A 15,110-nucleotide genomic window follows, 5' to 3' on the forward strand; every position below is an offset into this window, starting at 1 on the left:
GAGCATAGGTACTCATTTGGCATGAAAGCAGCGCGCACAGGAAAGTTGAAACGACAGGAAGATAAGGCCAGCTTTGTAAGCTGGCGTTTTGCGTTGCTCTGTTCAGGCATACTGTTGGCGATGGTGGGGCTGATGTTGCGCGCCGCCTATTTGCAGGTGATCAACCCGGATAAACTGGTGCGTGAAGGGGATATGCGTTCCCTGCGCGTGCAGGAAGTGCCCACCGCGCGCGGTATGATCAGCGATCGCGCCGGGCGTCCGTTGGCGGTCAGCGTGCCGGTTAACGCCATCTGGGCCGATCCGAAAGAGCTGAATGAACACGGCGGCGTGTCGCTCGATACCCGCTGGAAAGCGCTTTCTGATGCGCTGGATTTGCCGCTCGATCAGATGGCGGCGAAAATCAACGCCAATCCCAAAGGGCGCTTTGTCTATCTGGCGCGTCAGGTGAACCCCGCTATTGGTGAATACGTTCACAAACTCAAGCTGCCGGGCATTTATCTGCGTCAGGAATCACGCCGTTACTATCCAGCGGGTCAGGTAACGTCTCACCTGATCGGTTTCACCAATATCGATGGGCAGGGGATCGAGGGCGTTGAGAAAAGCTTCGATCGTTGGCTGACCGGGCAACCGGGTGAGCGCACGGTGCGTAAAGACCGTTTTGGCCGCGTGATTGAGGATATTTCTTCCGTTGACAGTCAGGCCGCACACAACCTGATGTTGAGCATCGATGAGCGCCTGCAAGCGTTGGTTTATCGCGAACTGAACAACGCCGTGGCCTTCAATAATGCGGAAGCTGGCACCGCCGTACTGGTGGATGTCAACACCGGTGAAGTGTTGGCGATGGCTAACAGCCCTTCCTACAACCCGAACAACCTGTCGGGAACGCCGATGGATGTCATGCGTAACCGCGCCATTACCGATATTTTCGAACCGGGTTCGACGGTAAAACCGATGGTGGTGATGACGGCATTGCAGCGCAACGTGGTCAAAGAAAACAGCCTGCTCAATACCTTGCCCTATTACATCAACGGTCATGAGATCAAAGACGTTGCCCGCTACGCGGAACTGACCCTGACCGGGATACTACAGAAGTCGAGTAACGTCGGTGTTTCACGACTGGCGTTAGCGATGCCCTCCTCAGCGCTGGTAGACACCTACTCGCGTTTTGGCTTGGGAAAAGCGACCAATTTGGGGTTGGTCGGAGAAAGCAGTGGCTTATATCCTCAAAAACAACGGTGGTCTGACATAGAGAGGGCCACCTTTTCTTTCGGCTATGGATTGATGGTGACGCCGCTGCAACTGGCACGCGTTTACGCCACTATCGGTAGCTATGGTGTCTATCGTCCACTTTCTATCACCAAAGTCGATCCGCCGGTGCCGGGGGAACGCATTTTTGCCGAGCCCATCGTGCGAACGGTGGTGCACATGATGGAAAGCGTTGCGCTGCCCGGCGGCGGCGGAACCAAAGCGGCGATCAAGGGATACCGTGTTGCCATTAAAACCGGTACGGCGAAAAAAGTCGGACCGGATGGCAAATACATCAACAAATACATTGCCTACACCGCAGGTGTAGCGCCTGCCAGCAACCCGCGCTTTGCGCTGGTGGTGGTGATTAACGATCCCAAAGCAGGCAATTACTACGGTGGCTCCGTTTCCGCGCCGGTATTTGGCGCCATCATGGGCGGCGTATTGCGCACCATGAACATTGAGCCGGATGCGCTGCCCGTCAGCGATAAAAATGATTTTGTGATTAACCATAAAGAGGTTTCAGGTGGCAGATCGTAATCTGTGCGATTTACTGGCACCGTGGGTGCAAGATGTCCCACCGCGCCAACTGCGGGAAATGACGCTGGACAGCCGTGTTGCTGCGGCGGGCGATCTGTTTGTGGCCGTGGTTGGCCACAGCGCGGATGGGCGTCGTTATATTCCCCAGGCCATTGCGCAAGGGGTTGCGGCCGTGATTGCAGAGGCAGACGGTGAAGCTGCTGATGGCTCCGTGCGTGAAATGCACGGCGTTCCGGTTGTGTATCTGAGTAACTTGAACCAACGTCTGTCGGCGTTGGCGGGGCGTTTTTATCAGCAGCCCGCGGACACATTACGGCTGGTCGGCGTGACCGGCACCAACGGCAAAACCACCACCACACAGCTGTTGGCCCAATGGAGTCAACTGCTGGGCGAGACCAGCGCCGTGATGGGCACGGTAGGTAATGGTCTGCTAGGGCGCGTTAATCCCACGGCAAACACCACCGGCTCGGCAGTCGACGTACAGCACGTCCTGCATCAGTTGGTTGAACAAGGCGCGACCTTCGCCGCGATGGAAGTTTCCTCGCACGGCTTGGTACAGCATCGCGTTGCGGCATTGCCGTTCGCGGCGGCGGTTTTCACCAACCTGAGCCGCGATCATCTGGATTACCACGGCGATATGGAAAGCTATGAGGCCGCCAAGTGGTCGCTGTTTTCAGAGCATAAAGTGGGTCAGGCGATCATTAACGCCGACGATGAGGTAGGACAGCGCTGGCTGACTCAGTTGCCGGATGCCGTGGCGGTGACGCTGCACAATAACCTGGTGCCCGGCTGCCGTGGCCGCTGGCTGAAAGCAACCGCCGTCGATTATCACGACGAAGGCGCATCGATCGCCTTTGATTCCAACTGGGGCAACGGTCGCCTGGAAAGTCGCCTTATGGGTGAATTTAACGTCAGTAACCTGCTAATGGCGCTGGCAACATTACTTTCCCTGGGCTATCCGCTGGATAGATTAATGGAAACCGGCGCACAATTGCAGCCGGTTTGCGGCCGCATGGAAGTGTTTAAAGCGCCGGGTAAACCAACCGTGATTGTCGACTACGCCCACACGCCGGATGCGCTGGAAAAAGCGCTGGCGGCGGCGCGTCCGCATTGCTCCGGTCAACTGTGGTGCGTATTCGGTTGCGGCGGCGATCGTGACAAAGGTAAGCGCCCACTTATGGGGGCCATCGCGGAACAACTGGCCGATCGCGTTGTGGTGACCGACGATAACCCCAGGAGCGAAGAGCCGCAGGCTATCGTGAAAGATATTCTTGCCGGTCTGGTGGATGCCGGACGGGTACTGGCGGTGCACGGTCGTGCCGAAGCGGTGACCAGCGCCATTATGCAGGCGAAAGTGGACGATATTGTGTTGATTGCCGGTAAAGGCCATGAAGATTACCAACTGGTGGGCAAACAGCGTCTCGATTATTCCGATCGCGTGACTGCCGCGCGTTTGCTGGGGGTTATCGCATGATTCGCGTTACGTTGCAGCAACTGGCCACGGCGTTAAATGCCACGCTCCTCGGTGACGATGTGGCAGTGGAAACAGTGTGCACCGATACCCGAAAATTGACGCCGGGCTGCCTGTTTATCGCCCTGCGAGGTGAAAAGTTTGATGCGCATGATTATGCCCATCAGGCAGTACGCGGCGGCGCGGCGGCTCTGTTGGTCAGTAAGCACTTACCTATAGACGTGCCGCAGTTGCTGGTGGGGGATACCCGTCTGGCGCTGGGCGAACTGGGTGCCTGGATGCGCCGTCAATCCTCTGCGCGCGTGGTGGCTTTGACCGGCTCTTCCGGCAAAACCTCCGTCAAAGAGATGACGGCAGCGATTTTGCGCCAGTGTGGCGACGTGCTCTATACCGACGGCAATTTCAATAACGACATTGGCGTGCCGTTAACACTGCTGCGCCTCACCCTTGAGCATCGCTTTGCGGTGATTGAGCTGGGGGCCAACCATATCGGTGAGATTGCCTATGCCACCAATCTGGTGCGTCCGGATAGCGCGCTGGTGAATAACCTGGCGGCCGCGCATCTGGAAGGGTTTGGATCGTTGGAAGGCGTGGCGCGCGCCAAAGGGGAGATCTTCAACGGTTTGCCCACCAAGGGTATTGCGGTGATTAACGCCGACAGCAATGACCTGACGCGCTGGCACGACGTGCTGCGTGACAAAACGGTATGGCAATTTTCGCCGCAGCAGGGTGAGAACACCGACTACTACGCCACTGATATTCGCCATCAAGGCGCGGGCACTCTGTTTGAACTCCATACGCCGTTTGGCTCGCTGGAGGTTAATGTGCCGTTGCCGGGTCGCCATAACGTGGCGAACGCGCTGGCCTCTGCCGCATTGGCGATGTCGGTCGGCGCTGGGTTGCAGCAGGTGAAAGACGGGCTGGCGCAGCTCCAATCCGTGCCGGGCCGCTTGTTCCCCATCATGCTGGCGGCAAACAAACTGCTGCTGGATGACAGCTACAACGCCAATGTGGGATCGATGACTGCGGCGGTGCACACGCTGGCAGAGATGCCGGGCTACCGTGTGCTGGTGGTGGGCGACATGGGTGAACTCGGTGAGGATGCCGAGGCGTGCCATCAGCAGGTGGGCGAAGTAGCGCGTGATGCTGGCATTGACGCGGTGTTGAGCATTGGCACCTTGAGCCAGGCTATCAGTCTCACCAGTGAGCGTGGTGAACATTTTTCCGATCGGGCGGGGTTGGTAGCGCGTTTGCAAACGTTGCTGTCTGCGCATGACACGATCACTGTTTTGGTTAAAGGCTCCCGGAGTTCTGCGATGGAGCATGTGGTACACGCATTACAGGAGAATGCAGCATGTTAGTGTGGCTGGCCGAACATTTGGTCAAATTTTATTCCGGCTTTAACGTCTTCTCATATTTGACGTTTCGCGCCATTGTCAGCCTGCTGACCGCGTTAGTGATCTCCTTGTGGATGGGACCGCACCTGATCGCCTGGCTGCAAAAATTGCAGATCGGGCAGGTAGTGCGCAATGAAGGGCCTGAATCTCATTTCAGCAAACGCGGCACGCCGACCATGGGCGGCGTCATGATCCTGGCGGCGATCATTGTGTCGGTGCTGCTGTGGTCCAACTTGTCTAACCCGTATGTGTGGTGTGTGCTGCTGGTGTTGCTGGGCTACGGTATCGTCGGCTTTGTCGATGATTACCGCAAAGTGGTGCGTAAAGACACCAAAGGGCTGATCGCGCGCTGGAAATATTTCTGGCAATCGGTGATTGCACTGGCGGTGGCTTTTACCATGTATGCCATCGGCAAAGGCACTCCGGCCACGCAGCTGGTGGTGCCGTTCTTTAAAGATGTGATGCCGCAACTGGGCCTGCTCTACATTTTGCTGACCTACTTTGTCATCGTCGGCACCAGCAATGCGGTCAACCTTACCGACGGGCTGGATGGTCTGGCTATCATGCCGACCGTGTTTGTCGCCGCCGGTTTCGCGCTGGTGGCGTGGGCAACGGGTAACATGAATTTTGCCGGTTATCTGCATATCCCTTATATCCGCCATGCCAGTGAACTGGTGATTGTCTGTACGGCAATTGTGGGGGCGGGTCTGGGCTTCCTGTGGTTTAACACCTACCCGGCACAGGTATTTATGGGCGATGTTGGCTCACTGGCGCTCGGCGGCGCGTTAGGCACCATTGCTGTCCTGCTGCGTCAGGAATTCTTATTGGTGATTATGGGCGGGGTGTTCGTGGTTGAAACCCTGTCGGTGATCCTTCAGGTCGGTTCATTCAAGCTACGCGGACAGCGTATCTTCCGCATGGCACCGATTCACCATCACTATGAACTTAAAGGGTGGCCAGAGCCGCGCGTGATTGTGCGTTTTTGGATTATTTCGCTGATGCTGGTGCTGATTGGCCTGGCAACGCTGAAGGTACGGTAACGGTATGATGGACTATCAGGGTAAAAACGTTGTCATTATTGGCCTGGGGATCACCGGGCTTTCCTGCGTTGATTTCTTCCTGACGCGCGGTGTGACGCCGCGCGTGGTGGATACCCGTGTTAGTCCGCCCGGTCTGGATAAACTGCCTGCCGAGGTTGATCGCCACCTTGGTTCGTTAAATGAAGACTGGCTGTTAGCGGCAGATCTGATCGTCGCCAGCCCCGGTATCGCACTGGCTACGCCCGCGCTGGCCGATGCCGCCGCCGCAGGCGTAGAAATTGTGGGCGATATCGAGCTGTTTTGCCGCGAAGCGCAGGCACCGATTGTGGCGATTACCGGCTCCAACGGTAAAAGCACGGTCACCACGCTGGTCGGTGAAATGGCTAAAGCGGCGGGGTGGTCGGTCGGTGTTGGTGGGAATATTGGCTTGCCTGCGCTGACGCTGCTCAAACAGCCGTGCCAACTGTACGTGCTGGAGCTGTCGAGTTTCCAGTTGGAAACCACCTCCAGCCTGCGTGCGGCGGCCGCCACCATTCTTAACGTCACGGAAGATCATACCAACCGCTACCCGTTTGGTATCCAACAGTATCGTGCCGCCAAGCTACGTATCTATGACCATGCGCAGGTGTGCGTGGTGAATGCCGATGACGCGCTGACCATGCCGATTAAAGGGGCGGATACGCGCTGCATCAGTTTTGGCGTTGATGTGGGCGACTATCACCTCAACACCCAGCAGGGCGAAACCTGGCTGCGCGTGAAAGGCGAGCGCGTATTGAATACCAAAGAGATCTCTTTGGTCGGGCAACATAACCACACCAACGCGCTGGCAGCGTTGGCATTGGCGGATGCGGTAGGGATTCCTCGCGCACCGGCGCTGACGGCGCTCACCACCTTTACTGGTCTGCCGCACCGTTTCCAATGTGTATGGCAGCGTAACGGCGTGCGCTGGATTAACGATTCCAAAGCGACCAACGTGGGCAGCACCGAAGCGGCGCTCAGCGGGTTGCAGGTCAAAGGCACGCTGCATTTGTTGTTGGGCGGCGACGGCAAGTCGGCCGATTTTTCGCCGCTGCTGCGTTATGTTCAGGGTGACAATATTCGCCTGTATTGCTTCGGGCGTGATGGTGCTCAACTGGCGGCGCTGCGCCCTGAGATAGCAGAACAAACCGAGACCATGGAGCAAACCCTGCGCGTGATTGCCGCGCGCGTGGTGCCGGGCGATCTGGTGCTGCTGTCTCCGGCCTGTGCCAGCCTCGATCAGTTCAAGAGCTTCGAACAGCGCGGCGATGAGTTCGCCCGATTGGCGGAGGAGCTTGGCTGATGCGTTTTATTGGGCTGCCAGTGATTGAACGACTGAAAGGCTGGGTCATGGGAACGCGGGAAAGCGATGTGCAGAGCATCGTGATGTATGACCGCACCCTGCTCTGGCTGACGTTCGGTCTGGCGGTCCTTGGATTCGTAATGGTGACCTCGGCATCCATGCCGGTGGGGCAGCGCCTGACCAGCGACCCGTTCTTTTTTGCCAAGCGCGACGCGTTCTACATCGGTCTGGCATTTGCGTTGGCGTTGATCACCATGCGCGTGCCGATGGAAGTCTGGCAGCGTTACAGCCCGATATTGTTGTTGCTCACACTGGTGATGCTGCTGGTGGTGCTGGTGGTAGGCAGTTCGGTAAACGGTGCTTCGCGCTGGATTGCGCTGGGGCCGCTGCGCGTGCAGCCTGCGGAGTTGTCAAAGCTGGCGCTGTTTTGCTACCTCTCCAGCTACATGGTGCGCAAGGTAGAGGAAGTCCGTAACAATTTCTGGGGCTTTTGCAAACCGATGGGCGTGATGGTGGTGCTGGCTGTTCTGCTGCTGGCGCAGCCCGATCTGGGAACGGTGGTGGTGCTGTTTATCACCACGCTGGCGATGCTGTTTCTGGCCGGCGCCAAACTGTGGCAGTTTCTCGCCATCATCGGCTGCGGCATGTTTGCCGTCGGTTTGCTGATTGTGGCGGAACCTTACCGTATGCGCCGCGTGACGTCATTCTGGAACCCGTGGGAAGATCCGTTTGGCAGCGGCTACCAGCTAACCCAGTCGCTGATGGCATTTGGCCGTGGTGAACTGTGGGGACAAGGATTAGGAAACTCGGTGCAGAAACTGGAGTATTTACCGGAAGCGCATACCGACTTTATTTTTTCTATTTTAGGCGAAGAGCTCGGCTATATCGGTGTGGTTTTGGCGTTGTTAATGATATTCTTCGTCGCTTTTCGGGCCATGTCCATCGGCAAGCGCGCGTTGGAGATCGATCAGCGATTTTCCGGCTTTTTGGCGTGTTCTATCGGCATCTGGTTTAGTTTCCAAACGCTGGTAAACGTCGGCGCTGCTGCGGGAATGTTACCCACCAAAGGGCTGACGCTGCCGTTAATCAGTTACGGTGGTTCGAGTTTGATCATCATGTCGACCGCCATTGTATTATTGCTGCGGATCGATTTTGAGACGCGCCTGACCAAGGCGCAGGCGTTCACGAGGAGTGCCAAATGAGTGGCGAAGGTAAGCGCTTGATGGTGATGGCAGGCGGCACCGGAGGACATGTGTTCCCCGGTCTGGCGGTCGCCCATCATTTGATGGCGCAGGGTTGGCAGGTTCGTTGGCTGGGAACCGCCGATCGCATGGAAGCCGATTTGGTGCCAAAAAACGGCATTGAGATTGATTTTATTAGTATTTCTGGCTTGCGTGGCAAAGGTATTGCGGCGCAGCTGTGTGCACCCTTACGGATTTATCGCGCGGTACGTCAGGCGCAAGCGATCATGAAACGCTACCAGCCGGACGTGGTGCTGGGCATGGGCGGATATGTGTCCGGACCGGGCGGTCTGGCAGCGTGGCTGTGCGGTATCCCGGTGGTGCTGCATGAGCAAAACGGCATTGCGGGGTTAACCAACCGCTGGCTGTCGCGCATTGCGCGCAAGGTATTACAGGCTTTTCCCGGCGCGTTTCCCAACGCTGACGTGGTGGGTAACCCGGTTCGTACCGATGTGTTGGCGTTGCCTGCACCCGATGCGCGTTTGGCCGGGCGTGAAGGCCCGATCCGTGTGCTGGTGGTGGGCGGAAGCCAAGGGGCACGGGTGTTAAACCGCACGTTGCCGGACGTCGCCGCTCGGTTGGGGGCTAACGTCACTGTCTGGCACCAGACCGGCAAAGGCGCGTTGGCCGAGGTGCAGCAGGCGTATGAAACGGCAGGCGTACCGCAGCATAAAGTGACCGAATTTATTGATGACATGGCGCAAGCCTATAGCTGGGCCGATGTGGTGGTGTGTCGCTCCGGTGCGCTGACCGTCAGTGAGATTGCCGCTGCCGGATTGCCCGCGCTGTTTGTGCCCTTTCAGCACAAAGACCGGCAGCAATATTGGAATGCGCTGCCGCTGGAACAGGCAGGTGCGGCCAAAATTATTGAGCAGTCGGCACTGAGTGTCGATGCAGTGAGCGATGTGCTGTCCGGTTGGGATCGCGCCACGTTGCGCGACATGGCACAGCGTGCTCGTTCCATGGCGAGGCCGGATGCCACCGAACGCGTGGCCGCCGAAGTGGCCGCCGCAGCGCACTAAGGTGCGTCTGACAGAATAAAATGCGTGAGGGAAAGGTTGTCTCCTCATGACAAGTGAATGAAGTACAAGTGAAAAGGTAGCGGTAGAAAAAGTGAATACACAGCAATTGGCAAAACTGCGTTCCATCGTGCCCGAAATGCATTGCGTGCGGCACATCCATTTTGTCGGCATCGGCGGTGCTGGCATGGGCGGTATTGCCGAAGTGTTAGCGAACGAAGGTTACCACATCAGCGGTTCTGACCTGGCACCGAACGCGGTGACACAGCAGTTGGCCGCGTTGGGGGCGCAGATCTATTTTCATCACCGCCCTGAGAACGTGAAAGATGCCAGCGTGGTAGTGGTATCCAGCGCGATTAGCGCGGACAACCCGGAAATCGTTGCGGCTCACGAGGCGCGTATTCCGGTGATTCGTCGCGCTGAAATGCTGGCCGAATTAATGCGTTTTCGCCATGGCATCGCGATTGCCGGAACGCACGGTAAAACCACGACCACCGCGATGGTCGCCAGTATTTATGCCGAGGCGGGTTTGGACCCGACCTTTGTCAACGGCGGGTTGGTGAAAGCCGCAGGTGTGCATGCGCGCCTGGGCTCCAGTCGTTATCTGATTGCGGAAGCGGACGAGAGTGATGCGTCCTTCCTGCATCTGCAACCGATGGTGGCGATTGTCACCAACATCGAAGCAGATCATATGGATACCTATCAGGGCGATTTTGAAAATTTAAAGCAGACGTTCATCAACTTTTTGCACAATCTGCCGTTTTATGGCCGTGCGGTGATGTGCGTGGACGATGCGGTGATTCGCGAATTGCTGCCGCGCGTGGGGCGGCATATCACTACCTACGGGTTTAGCGATGATGCCGATGTGCGCGTGGCGGAATACCGCCAGTCCGGTGCGCAGGGACACTTTACGCTGGCGCGTCAGGGTAAGCCGCTGTTGCAGGTTACGCTGAATGCACCGGGTCGCCATAACGCGTTGAACGCGGCGGCAGCGGTCGCCGTGGCGACGGAAGAGGGCATTGATGACGCAGCAATTCTGCGCGCGCTGTCCAGCTTCCAGGGAACCGGACGCCGTTTCGATTTCCTCGGAGAGTTCCCGCTGGATGCGGTAAATGGCAACGCAGGCAGCGTGATGCTGGTGGATGATTACGGCCACCACCCAACAGAAGTGGATGCGACGATCAAAGCCGCCCGTGCCGGTTGGCCGGAAAAACGCGTGGTGATGGTGTTTCAGCCGCACCGTTATACTCGCACACGCGATCTGTATGATGATTTTGCCCACGTGCTGTCGCAAGTGGATGTGTTGCTGATGCTGGATGTGTACTCGGCGGGAGAAAGTCCTATTCCCGGGGCCGATAGTCGCTCGCTGTGCCGTACTATTCGTGGACGCGGCAAGGTCGATCCGATTCTGGTTACCGATCCGGATATGCTGGCAACGCTGTTGGCGCCGACGCTACAGGATGGCGATCTGGTGTTGATTCAAGGCGCGGGCAATGTAGGCAAGCTGGCGCGTAAACTGGCGGATACCCGCTTACAACCTCTGGTTACGGAGTGAGTATGGCGGAAAAAGTCGCAGTGCTGCTGGGAGGAACATCGGCGGAGCGTGACGTGTCACTGCGTTCCGGGCAGGCGGTGGTTGCCGGGCTCAAAGCGGCGGGAATTAATGCCGAAGCCGTTGACCCGCGTGATTTTCCGGTCACTCGCCTGAAAGAGGCAGGGTTTGACAAGGTGTTTATCGCCCTGCACGGTCGCGGCGGTGAAGACGGCACGCTGCAAGGGGTATTGGAGTTTTTGCAGTTGCCTTACACCGGCAGCGGTGTGATGGCATCGGCGCTGACCATGGATAAGTGGCGCACCAAGCTGGTGTGGCAGTCGCTGGGATTGCCGATAGCCCCTTATGTTGCGTTGACGCGGGCACAGTATAACGCGTTAACGCCCGAGCAATTGCAGACCGCCTGTGCGCACCTCGGGTTGCCGCTGATGGTGAAGCCGAGTCGTGAAGGTTCCAGCGTCGGCATGAGCAAAGTGACGCAGCAAGAGGAACTGGTGACGGCGCTGGACACCGCGTTTGTGCATGATGACGATGTGCTGGTTGAGAAGTGGCTGAGCGGGCCTGAGTACACGATGGCATTGTTAGGCGACACGGTTCTGCCCTCAATTCGAATTCAGGCCGCAGGCACGTTTTACGATTATGAGGCCAAGTATCTCTCGGACCAGACGCAGTATTTTTGTCCCAGCGGGTTAGCGCTTGAGCAGGAGCAGGCCATCGGTGCGCTGGCGCAAGCGGCCTTCGCGGCGTTGGGATGTCGCGGCTGGGGTCGTGTTGATCTGATGCTGGACGCCGACGGTGCGTTTTACCTGTTGGAGGTGAATACGTCGCCCGGTATGACGGATCACAGTCTGGTGCCGATGGCTGCCAGGCAGCACGGGATGAGCTTCTCGCAGCTCGTCGCGCAGATCCTGGCCTCGGCTGTTTGATATGTCGCAGGCGGCGCGGAATTTGCGCGGACGCGACGAAGAGCCAACAGGCGGGCGTCGCAGTAACGGTGGGCAGTTGGCCGGATTGCTGTTCCTGCTGATGGTACTGGGCACTATCCTGTGGGGCGGCTGGATGGTGTTGCAGTGGATGAAGGATGCCAGTCGGTTACCGCTGTCCCGCTTGGTGGTGACCGGTGAGCGGCACTACACCACCCATGATGATATTCGCCAGGCGATATTGTCGCTGGGTGCGCCGGGCACCTTTATGACGCAGGATGTCGATGTTATCCAACAGCAGATTGAACGTCTGCCGTGGATCAAACAGGCCAGCGTGCGTAAGCAGTGGCCTGACGAATTAAAGATTCATCTGGTTGAATATGTGCCCGTAGCGCGGTGGAATGACCTGCTGATGGTGGATGCAGAAGGAAATTCCTTCAGCGTGCCCGCCGAGCGGGTCGGTAATCGCAAAATGCCGCTACTGTACGGGCCAGAAGGCAGTGAAAACGATGTGCTGGAAGGCTACCGCACCATGAATCAGGTGTTGGCGAGCAGTAAGCTGACATTAAAAATGGTGGCGATGAGTGCACGGCATTCGTGGCAGTTGGGGCTGGAAGATGACATCCGTCTGGAATTGGGGCGTGATGAGCGGGCCCGGCGTTTGGAACGTTTTCTTGAGCTTTACCCGCTGTTGCAGCGGCAGGCGCAGAACGACAACAAACGTGTCAGCTACGTGGACTTACGTTACGACACCGGTGCCGCGGTAGGGTGGGCACCGCCTCTGCTGGATCAGCAGCAGGGAAATGCTCAGCGAAAAGACGTTGATCAAAAACAGAACGGTAATCAGCAACAGAATCAGGCACAGGCTAAACAACAATGATCAAGTCGACGGACAGAAAACTGGTAGTTGGGCTGGAAATCGGTACAGCAAAAGTGGCTGCGCTGGTAGGGGAAGTTCTGCCCGATGGCATGGTCAATATCATCGGCGTGGGCAGTTGTCCGTCACGCGGGATGGATAAAGGCGGCGTTAACGATTTGGAGTCCGTTGTAAAATGCGTACAGCGGACCATCGACCAGGCCGAGCTGATGGCGGATTGTCAAATTTCTTCCGTCTATCTGGCGCTGTCGGGCAAGCACATCAGTTGCCAGAATGAAATCGGTATCGTGCCGATTTCGGAAGAAGAAGTGACGCAGGATGACGTCGAGAGCGTGGTGCACACGGCGAAATCCGTGCGCGTGCGCGATGAACACCGTATTTTGCATGTCATTCCGCAAGAGTACGCGATTGATTATCAGGAAGGGATCAAGAACCCGATTGGTCTTTCCGGCGTGCGCATGCAGGCAAAGGTGCATTTGATCACCTGCCATAACGATATGGCGAAAAATATTGTCAAAGCCGTAGAGCGCTGCGGTTTAAAAGTGGACCAACTGATTTTTGCCGGCCTGGCTTCCAGCTACGCCGTGCTGACGGAAGATGAGCGTGAATTGGGCGTTTGCGTGGTGGATATCGGCGGCGGCACCATGGATATCGCGGTGTATACCGGCGGTGCACTGCGCCACACCAAAGTGATCCCTTACGCGGGCAACGTGGTGACCAGCGATATCGCTTATGCGTTTGGCACGCCGCCCACGGATGCGGAAGCCATCAAGGTACGCCACGGTTGCGCACTGGGCGCGATTGTCAGCAAAGACGAAAATCTGGAAGTGCCGAGCGTAGGCGGTCGGCCGCCACGCAGTCTGCAACGGCAGACGCTGGCTGAAGTGATTGAACCGCGTTACACCGAATTGCTCAATTTGGTGAACGATGAAATTTTGCAATTGCAGGAGCAATTACGTCAGCAGGGCGTGAAGCACCATTTAGCCGCCGGCATTGTGCTGACGGGCGGTGCCGCTCAGATCGACGGGTTGGTTGACTGCGCCAAGCGCGTATTCCACACGCAGGTGCGCATCGGTCAGCCACTGAATATAACAGGCTTAACGGATTATGCGCAGGAGCCCTTCTACTCAACGGCGGTTGGGCTGCTGCATTACGGAAAAGAGTCTCACCTGGGCGGTGAGCACGAAGTAGAAAAACGTGGCTCAGTGGGCAATTGGTTTAAACGCATCAGTAGCTGGCTGAGAAAGGAATTTTAATGTTTATCAGAGATCGTGTGGCACACTTGACGGTCTCGCGGTACAGGCACAAAACGGAGAGAAACTATGTTTGAACCAATGGAGTTAACCAACGACGCGGTGATTAAAGTCATCGGCGTCGGCGGTGGCGGCGGTAACGCCGTCGAACATATGGTGCGCGAGCGCATCGAAGGCGTCGAATTCTTCGCGGTGAACACCGATGCGCAGGCACTGCGCAAGACCGCGGTGGGTCAGACTATTCAGATTGGTAGCGGCATCACCAAAGGGCTGGGCGCAGGCGCCAACCCGGAAGTGGGTCGCAACTCGGCGGAAGAAGACCGTGAAGCGCTGCGCGCTGCGCTTGATGGCGCGGACATGGTGTTTATCGCCGCCGGTATGGGTGGCGGTACCGGTACCGGTGCTGCGCCTGTCGTGGCTGAAGTGGCAAAGGATCTTGGTATCCTGACGGTTGCAGTAGTGACCAAGCCCTTCAACTTCGAAGGTAAAAAACGCATGGCGTTTGCCGAGCAGGGGATTGCCGAGCTGTCCAAGCACGTGGATTCGCTGATCACCATCCCTAACGACAAGCTACTGAAAGTGCTGGGTCGCGGTATTTCTTTGCTGGACGCGTTCGGTGCAGCGAACGATGTACTGAAAGGCGCTGTCCAAGGTATCGCAGAGCTGATTACTCGTCCTGGCCTGATGAACGTGGACTTTGCTGACGTGCGCACTGTGATGTCAGAAATGGGTTATGCCATGATGGGCTCCGGCGTGGCGCGCGGTGAAGACCGTGCCGAAGAAGCGGCAGAAATGGCGATTTCCAGCCCGCTGCTGGAAGATATCGACCTGTCTGGCGCACGCGGCGTGCTGGTTAACATCACGGCGGGCTTTGACCTGCGTCTGGATGAGTTCGAAACCGTGGGTAACACTATCCGTGCGTTCGCGTCCGACAATGCCACCGTGGTGATTGGTACCTCGTTGGATCCGGACATGAACGACGAACTGCGCGTCACCGTGGTGGCGACCGGTATCGGCATGGACAAGCGCCCGGAAATTACGCTGGTGACCAATAAGCAAGCCAGCCAACCGGTTATGGATCACCGTTACCAGCAGCACGGTATGACCCCGCTGACGCAGGAAAAACCGGCGGCCAAGGTGGTTAATGACCAAACGGTACAAACCAACAAAGAGCCTGACTATTTGGATATTCCCGCATTTTTGCGCAAACAAGCGGACTAACCTCCGCCTT

At 57.4% G+C, this 15,110-nt stretch carries 12 protein-coding genes; all 12 read left to right on the plus strand.

Annotated features, from left to right (window positions below; translation table 11 throughout):
* The first annotated feature begins 21 nt into the window (after nt 1-21).
* A complete protein-coding gene (locus tag J5067_RS16015; protein ID WP_264644566.1) occupies nt 22-1,785 on the plus strand; it encodes a peptidoglycan glycosyltransferase FtsI in 1,764 nt (587 codons plus the stop codon).
* Nucleotides 1,772-3,259 carry a UDP-N-acetylmuramoyl-L-alanyl-D-glutamate--2,6-diaminopimelate ligase gene (murE, locus tag J5067_RS16020; protein WP_264651536.1) on the plus strand — a complete coding sequence of 496 codons (1,488 nt, stop codon included), beginning with the start codon at nt 1,772-1,774 and terminating at the stop codon, nt 3,257-3,259. The genes J5067_RS16015 and murE overlap by 14 nt, the downstream gene beginning before the upstream one ends.
* Nucleotides 3,256-4,617: a UDP-N-acetylmuramoyl-tripeptide--D-alanyl-D-alanine ligase gene (gene murF / locus J5067_RS16025; RefSeq protein ID WP_264651537.1), complete on the plus strand. Its 1,362-nt coding sequence runs from the start codon at nt 3,256-3,258 to the stop codon at nt 4,615-4,617. The genes murE and murF overlap by 4 nt, the downstream gene beginning before the upstream one ends.
* A complete protein-coding gene (gene mraY / locus J5067_RS16030; protein ID WP_264651538.1) occupies nt 4,611-5,693 on the plus strand; it encodes a phospho-N-acetylmuramoyl-pentapeptide-transferase in 1,083 nt (360 codons plus the stop codon). Before murF ends, mraY begins: the two co-directional genes overlap by 7 nt.
* A gap of 4 nt (nt 5,694-5,697) precedes the next feature.
* The gene (gene murD, locus J5067_RS16035) at nt 5,698-7,014 is read left to right on the plus strand and encodes a UDP-N-acetylmuramoyl-L-alanine--D-glutamate ligase (RefSeq protein ID WP_264644570.1); all 1,317 of its coding nucleotides are present in this window, start codon (nt 5,698-5,700) and stop codon (nt 7,012-7,014) included.
* Entirely contained in the window at nt 7,014-8,216 is a 1,203-nt protein-coding gene (gene ftsW / locus J5067_RS16040) for a cell division protein FtsW (RefSeq protein ID WP_264644571.1), read from the plus strand. Before murD ends, ftsW begins: the two co-directional genes overlap by 1 nt.
* The gene (gene murG / locus J5067_RS16045) at nt 8,213-9,277 is read left to right on the plus strand and encodes an undecaprenyldiphospho-muramoylpentapeptide beta-N-acetylglucosaminyltransferase (RefSeq protein WP_264644572.1); all 1,065 of its coding nucleotides are present in this window, start codon (nt 8,213-8,215) and stop codon (nt 9,275-9,277) included. The genes ftsW and murG overlap by 4 nt, the downstream gene beginning before the upstream one ends.
* A 91-nt stretch (nt 9,278-9,368) precedes the next feature.
* Nucleotides 9,369-10,829, plus strand: coding sequence for a UDP-N-acetylmuramate--L-alanine ligase (gene murC / locus J5067_RS16050; RefSeq protein ID WP_264651539.1), 1,461 nt, complete (start codon nt 9,369-9,371; stop codon nt 10,827-10,829).
* A gap of 2 nt (nt 10,830-10,831) precedes the next feature.
* Nucleotides 10,832-11,752: a D-alanine--D-alanine ligase gene (locus J5067_RS16055; RefSeq protein ID WP_264651540.1), complete on the plus strand. Its 921-nt coding sequence runs from the start codon at nt 10,832-10,834 to the stop codon at nt 11,750-11,752.
* A gap of 1 nt (nt 11,753) precedes the next feature.
* On the plus strand, nt 11,754-12,629 hold the full coding sequence (gene ftsQ, locus J5067_RS16060; protein ID WP_264644575.1) for a cell division protein FtsQ: 876 nt from the start codon (nt 11,754-11,756) through the stop codon (nt 12,627-12,629).
* The gene (gene ftsA, locus J5067_RS16065) at nt 12,626-13,882 is read left to right on the plus strand and encodes a cell division protein FtsA (RefSeq protein WP_222158190.1); all 1,257 of its coding nucleotides are present in this window, start codon (nt 12,626-12,628) and stop codon (nt 13,880-13,882) included. The genes ftsQ and ftsA overlap by 4 nt, the downstream gene beginning before the upstream one ends.
* Nucleotides 13,883-13,948: 66 nt before the next feature.
* Nucleotides 13,949-15,100 carry a cell division protein FtsZ gene (ftsZ, locus tag J5067_RS16070; protein WP_264623700.1) on the plus strand — a complete coding sequence of 384 codons (1,152 nt, stop codon included), beginning with the start codon at nt 13,949-13,951 and terminating at the stop codon, nt 15,098-15,100.
* Nucleotides 15,101-15,110 lie beyond the last annotated feature (10 nt).

The organism is Candidatus Symbiopectobacterium sp. NZEC151 (assembly GCF_025962655.1).
Lineage (GTDB): Bacteria > Pseudomonadota > Gammaproteobacteria > Enterobacterales > Enterobacteriaceae > Symbiopectobacterium.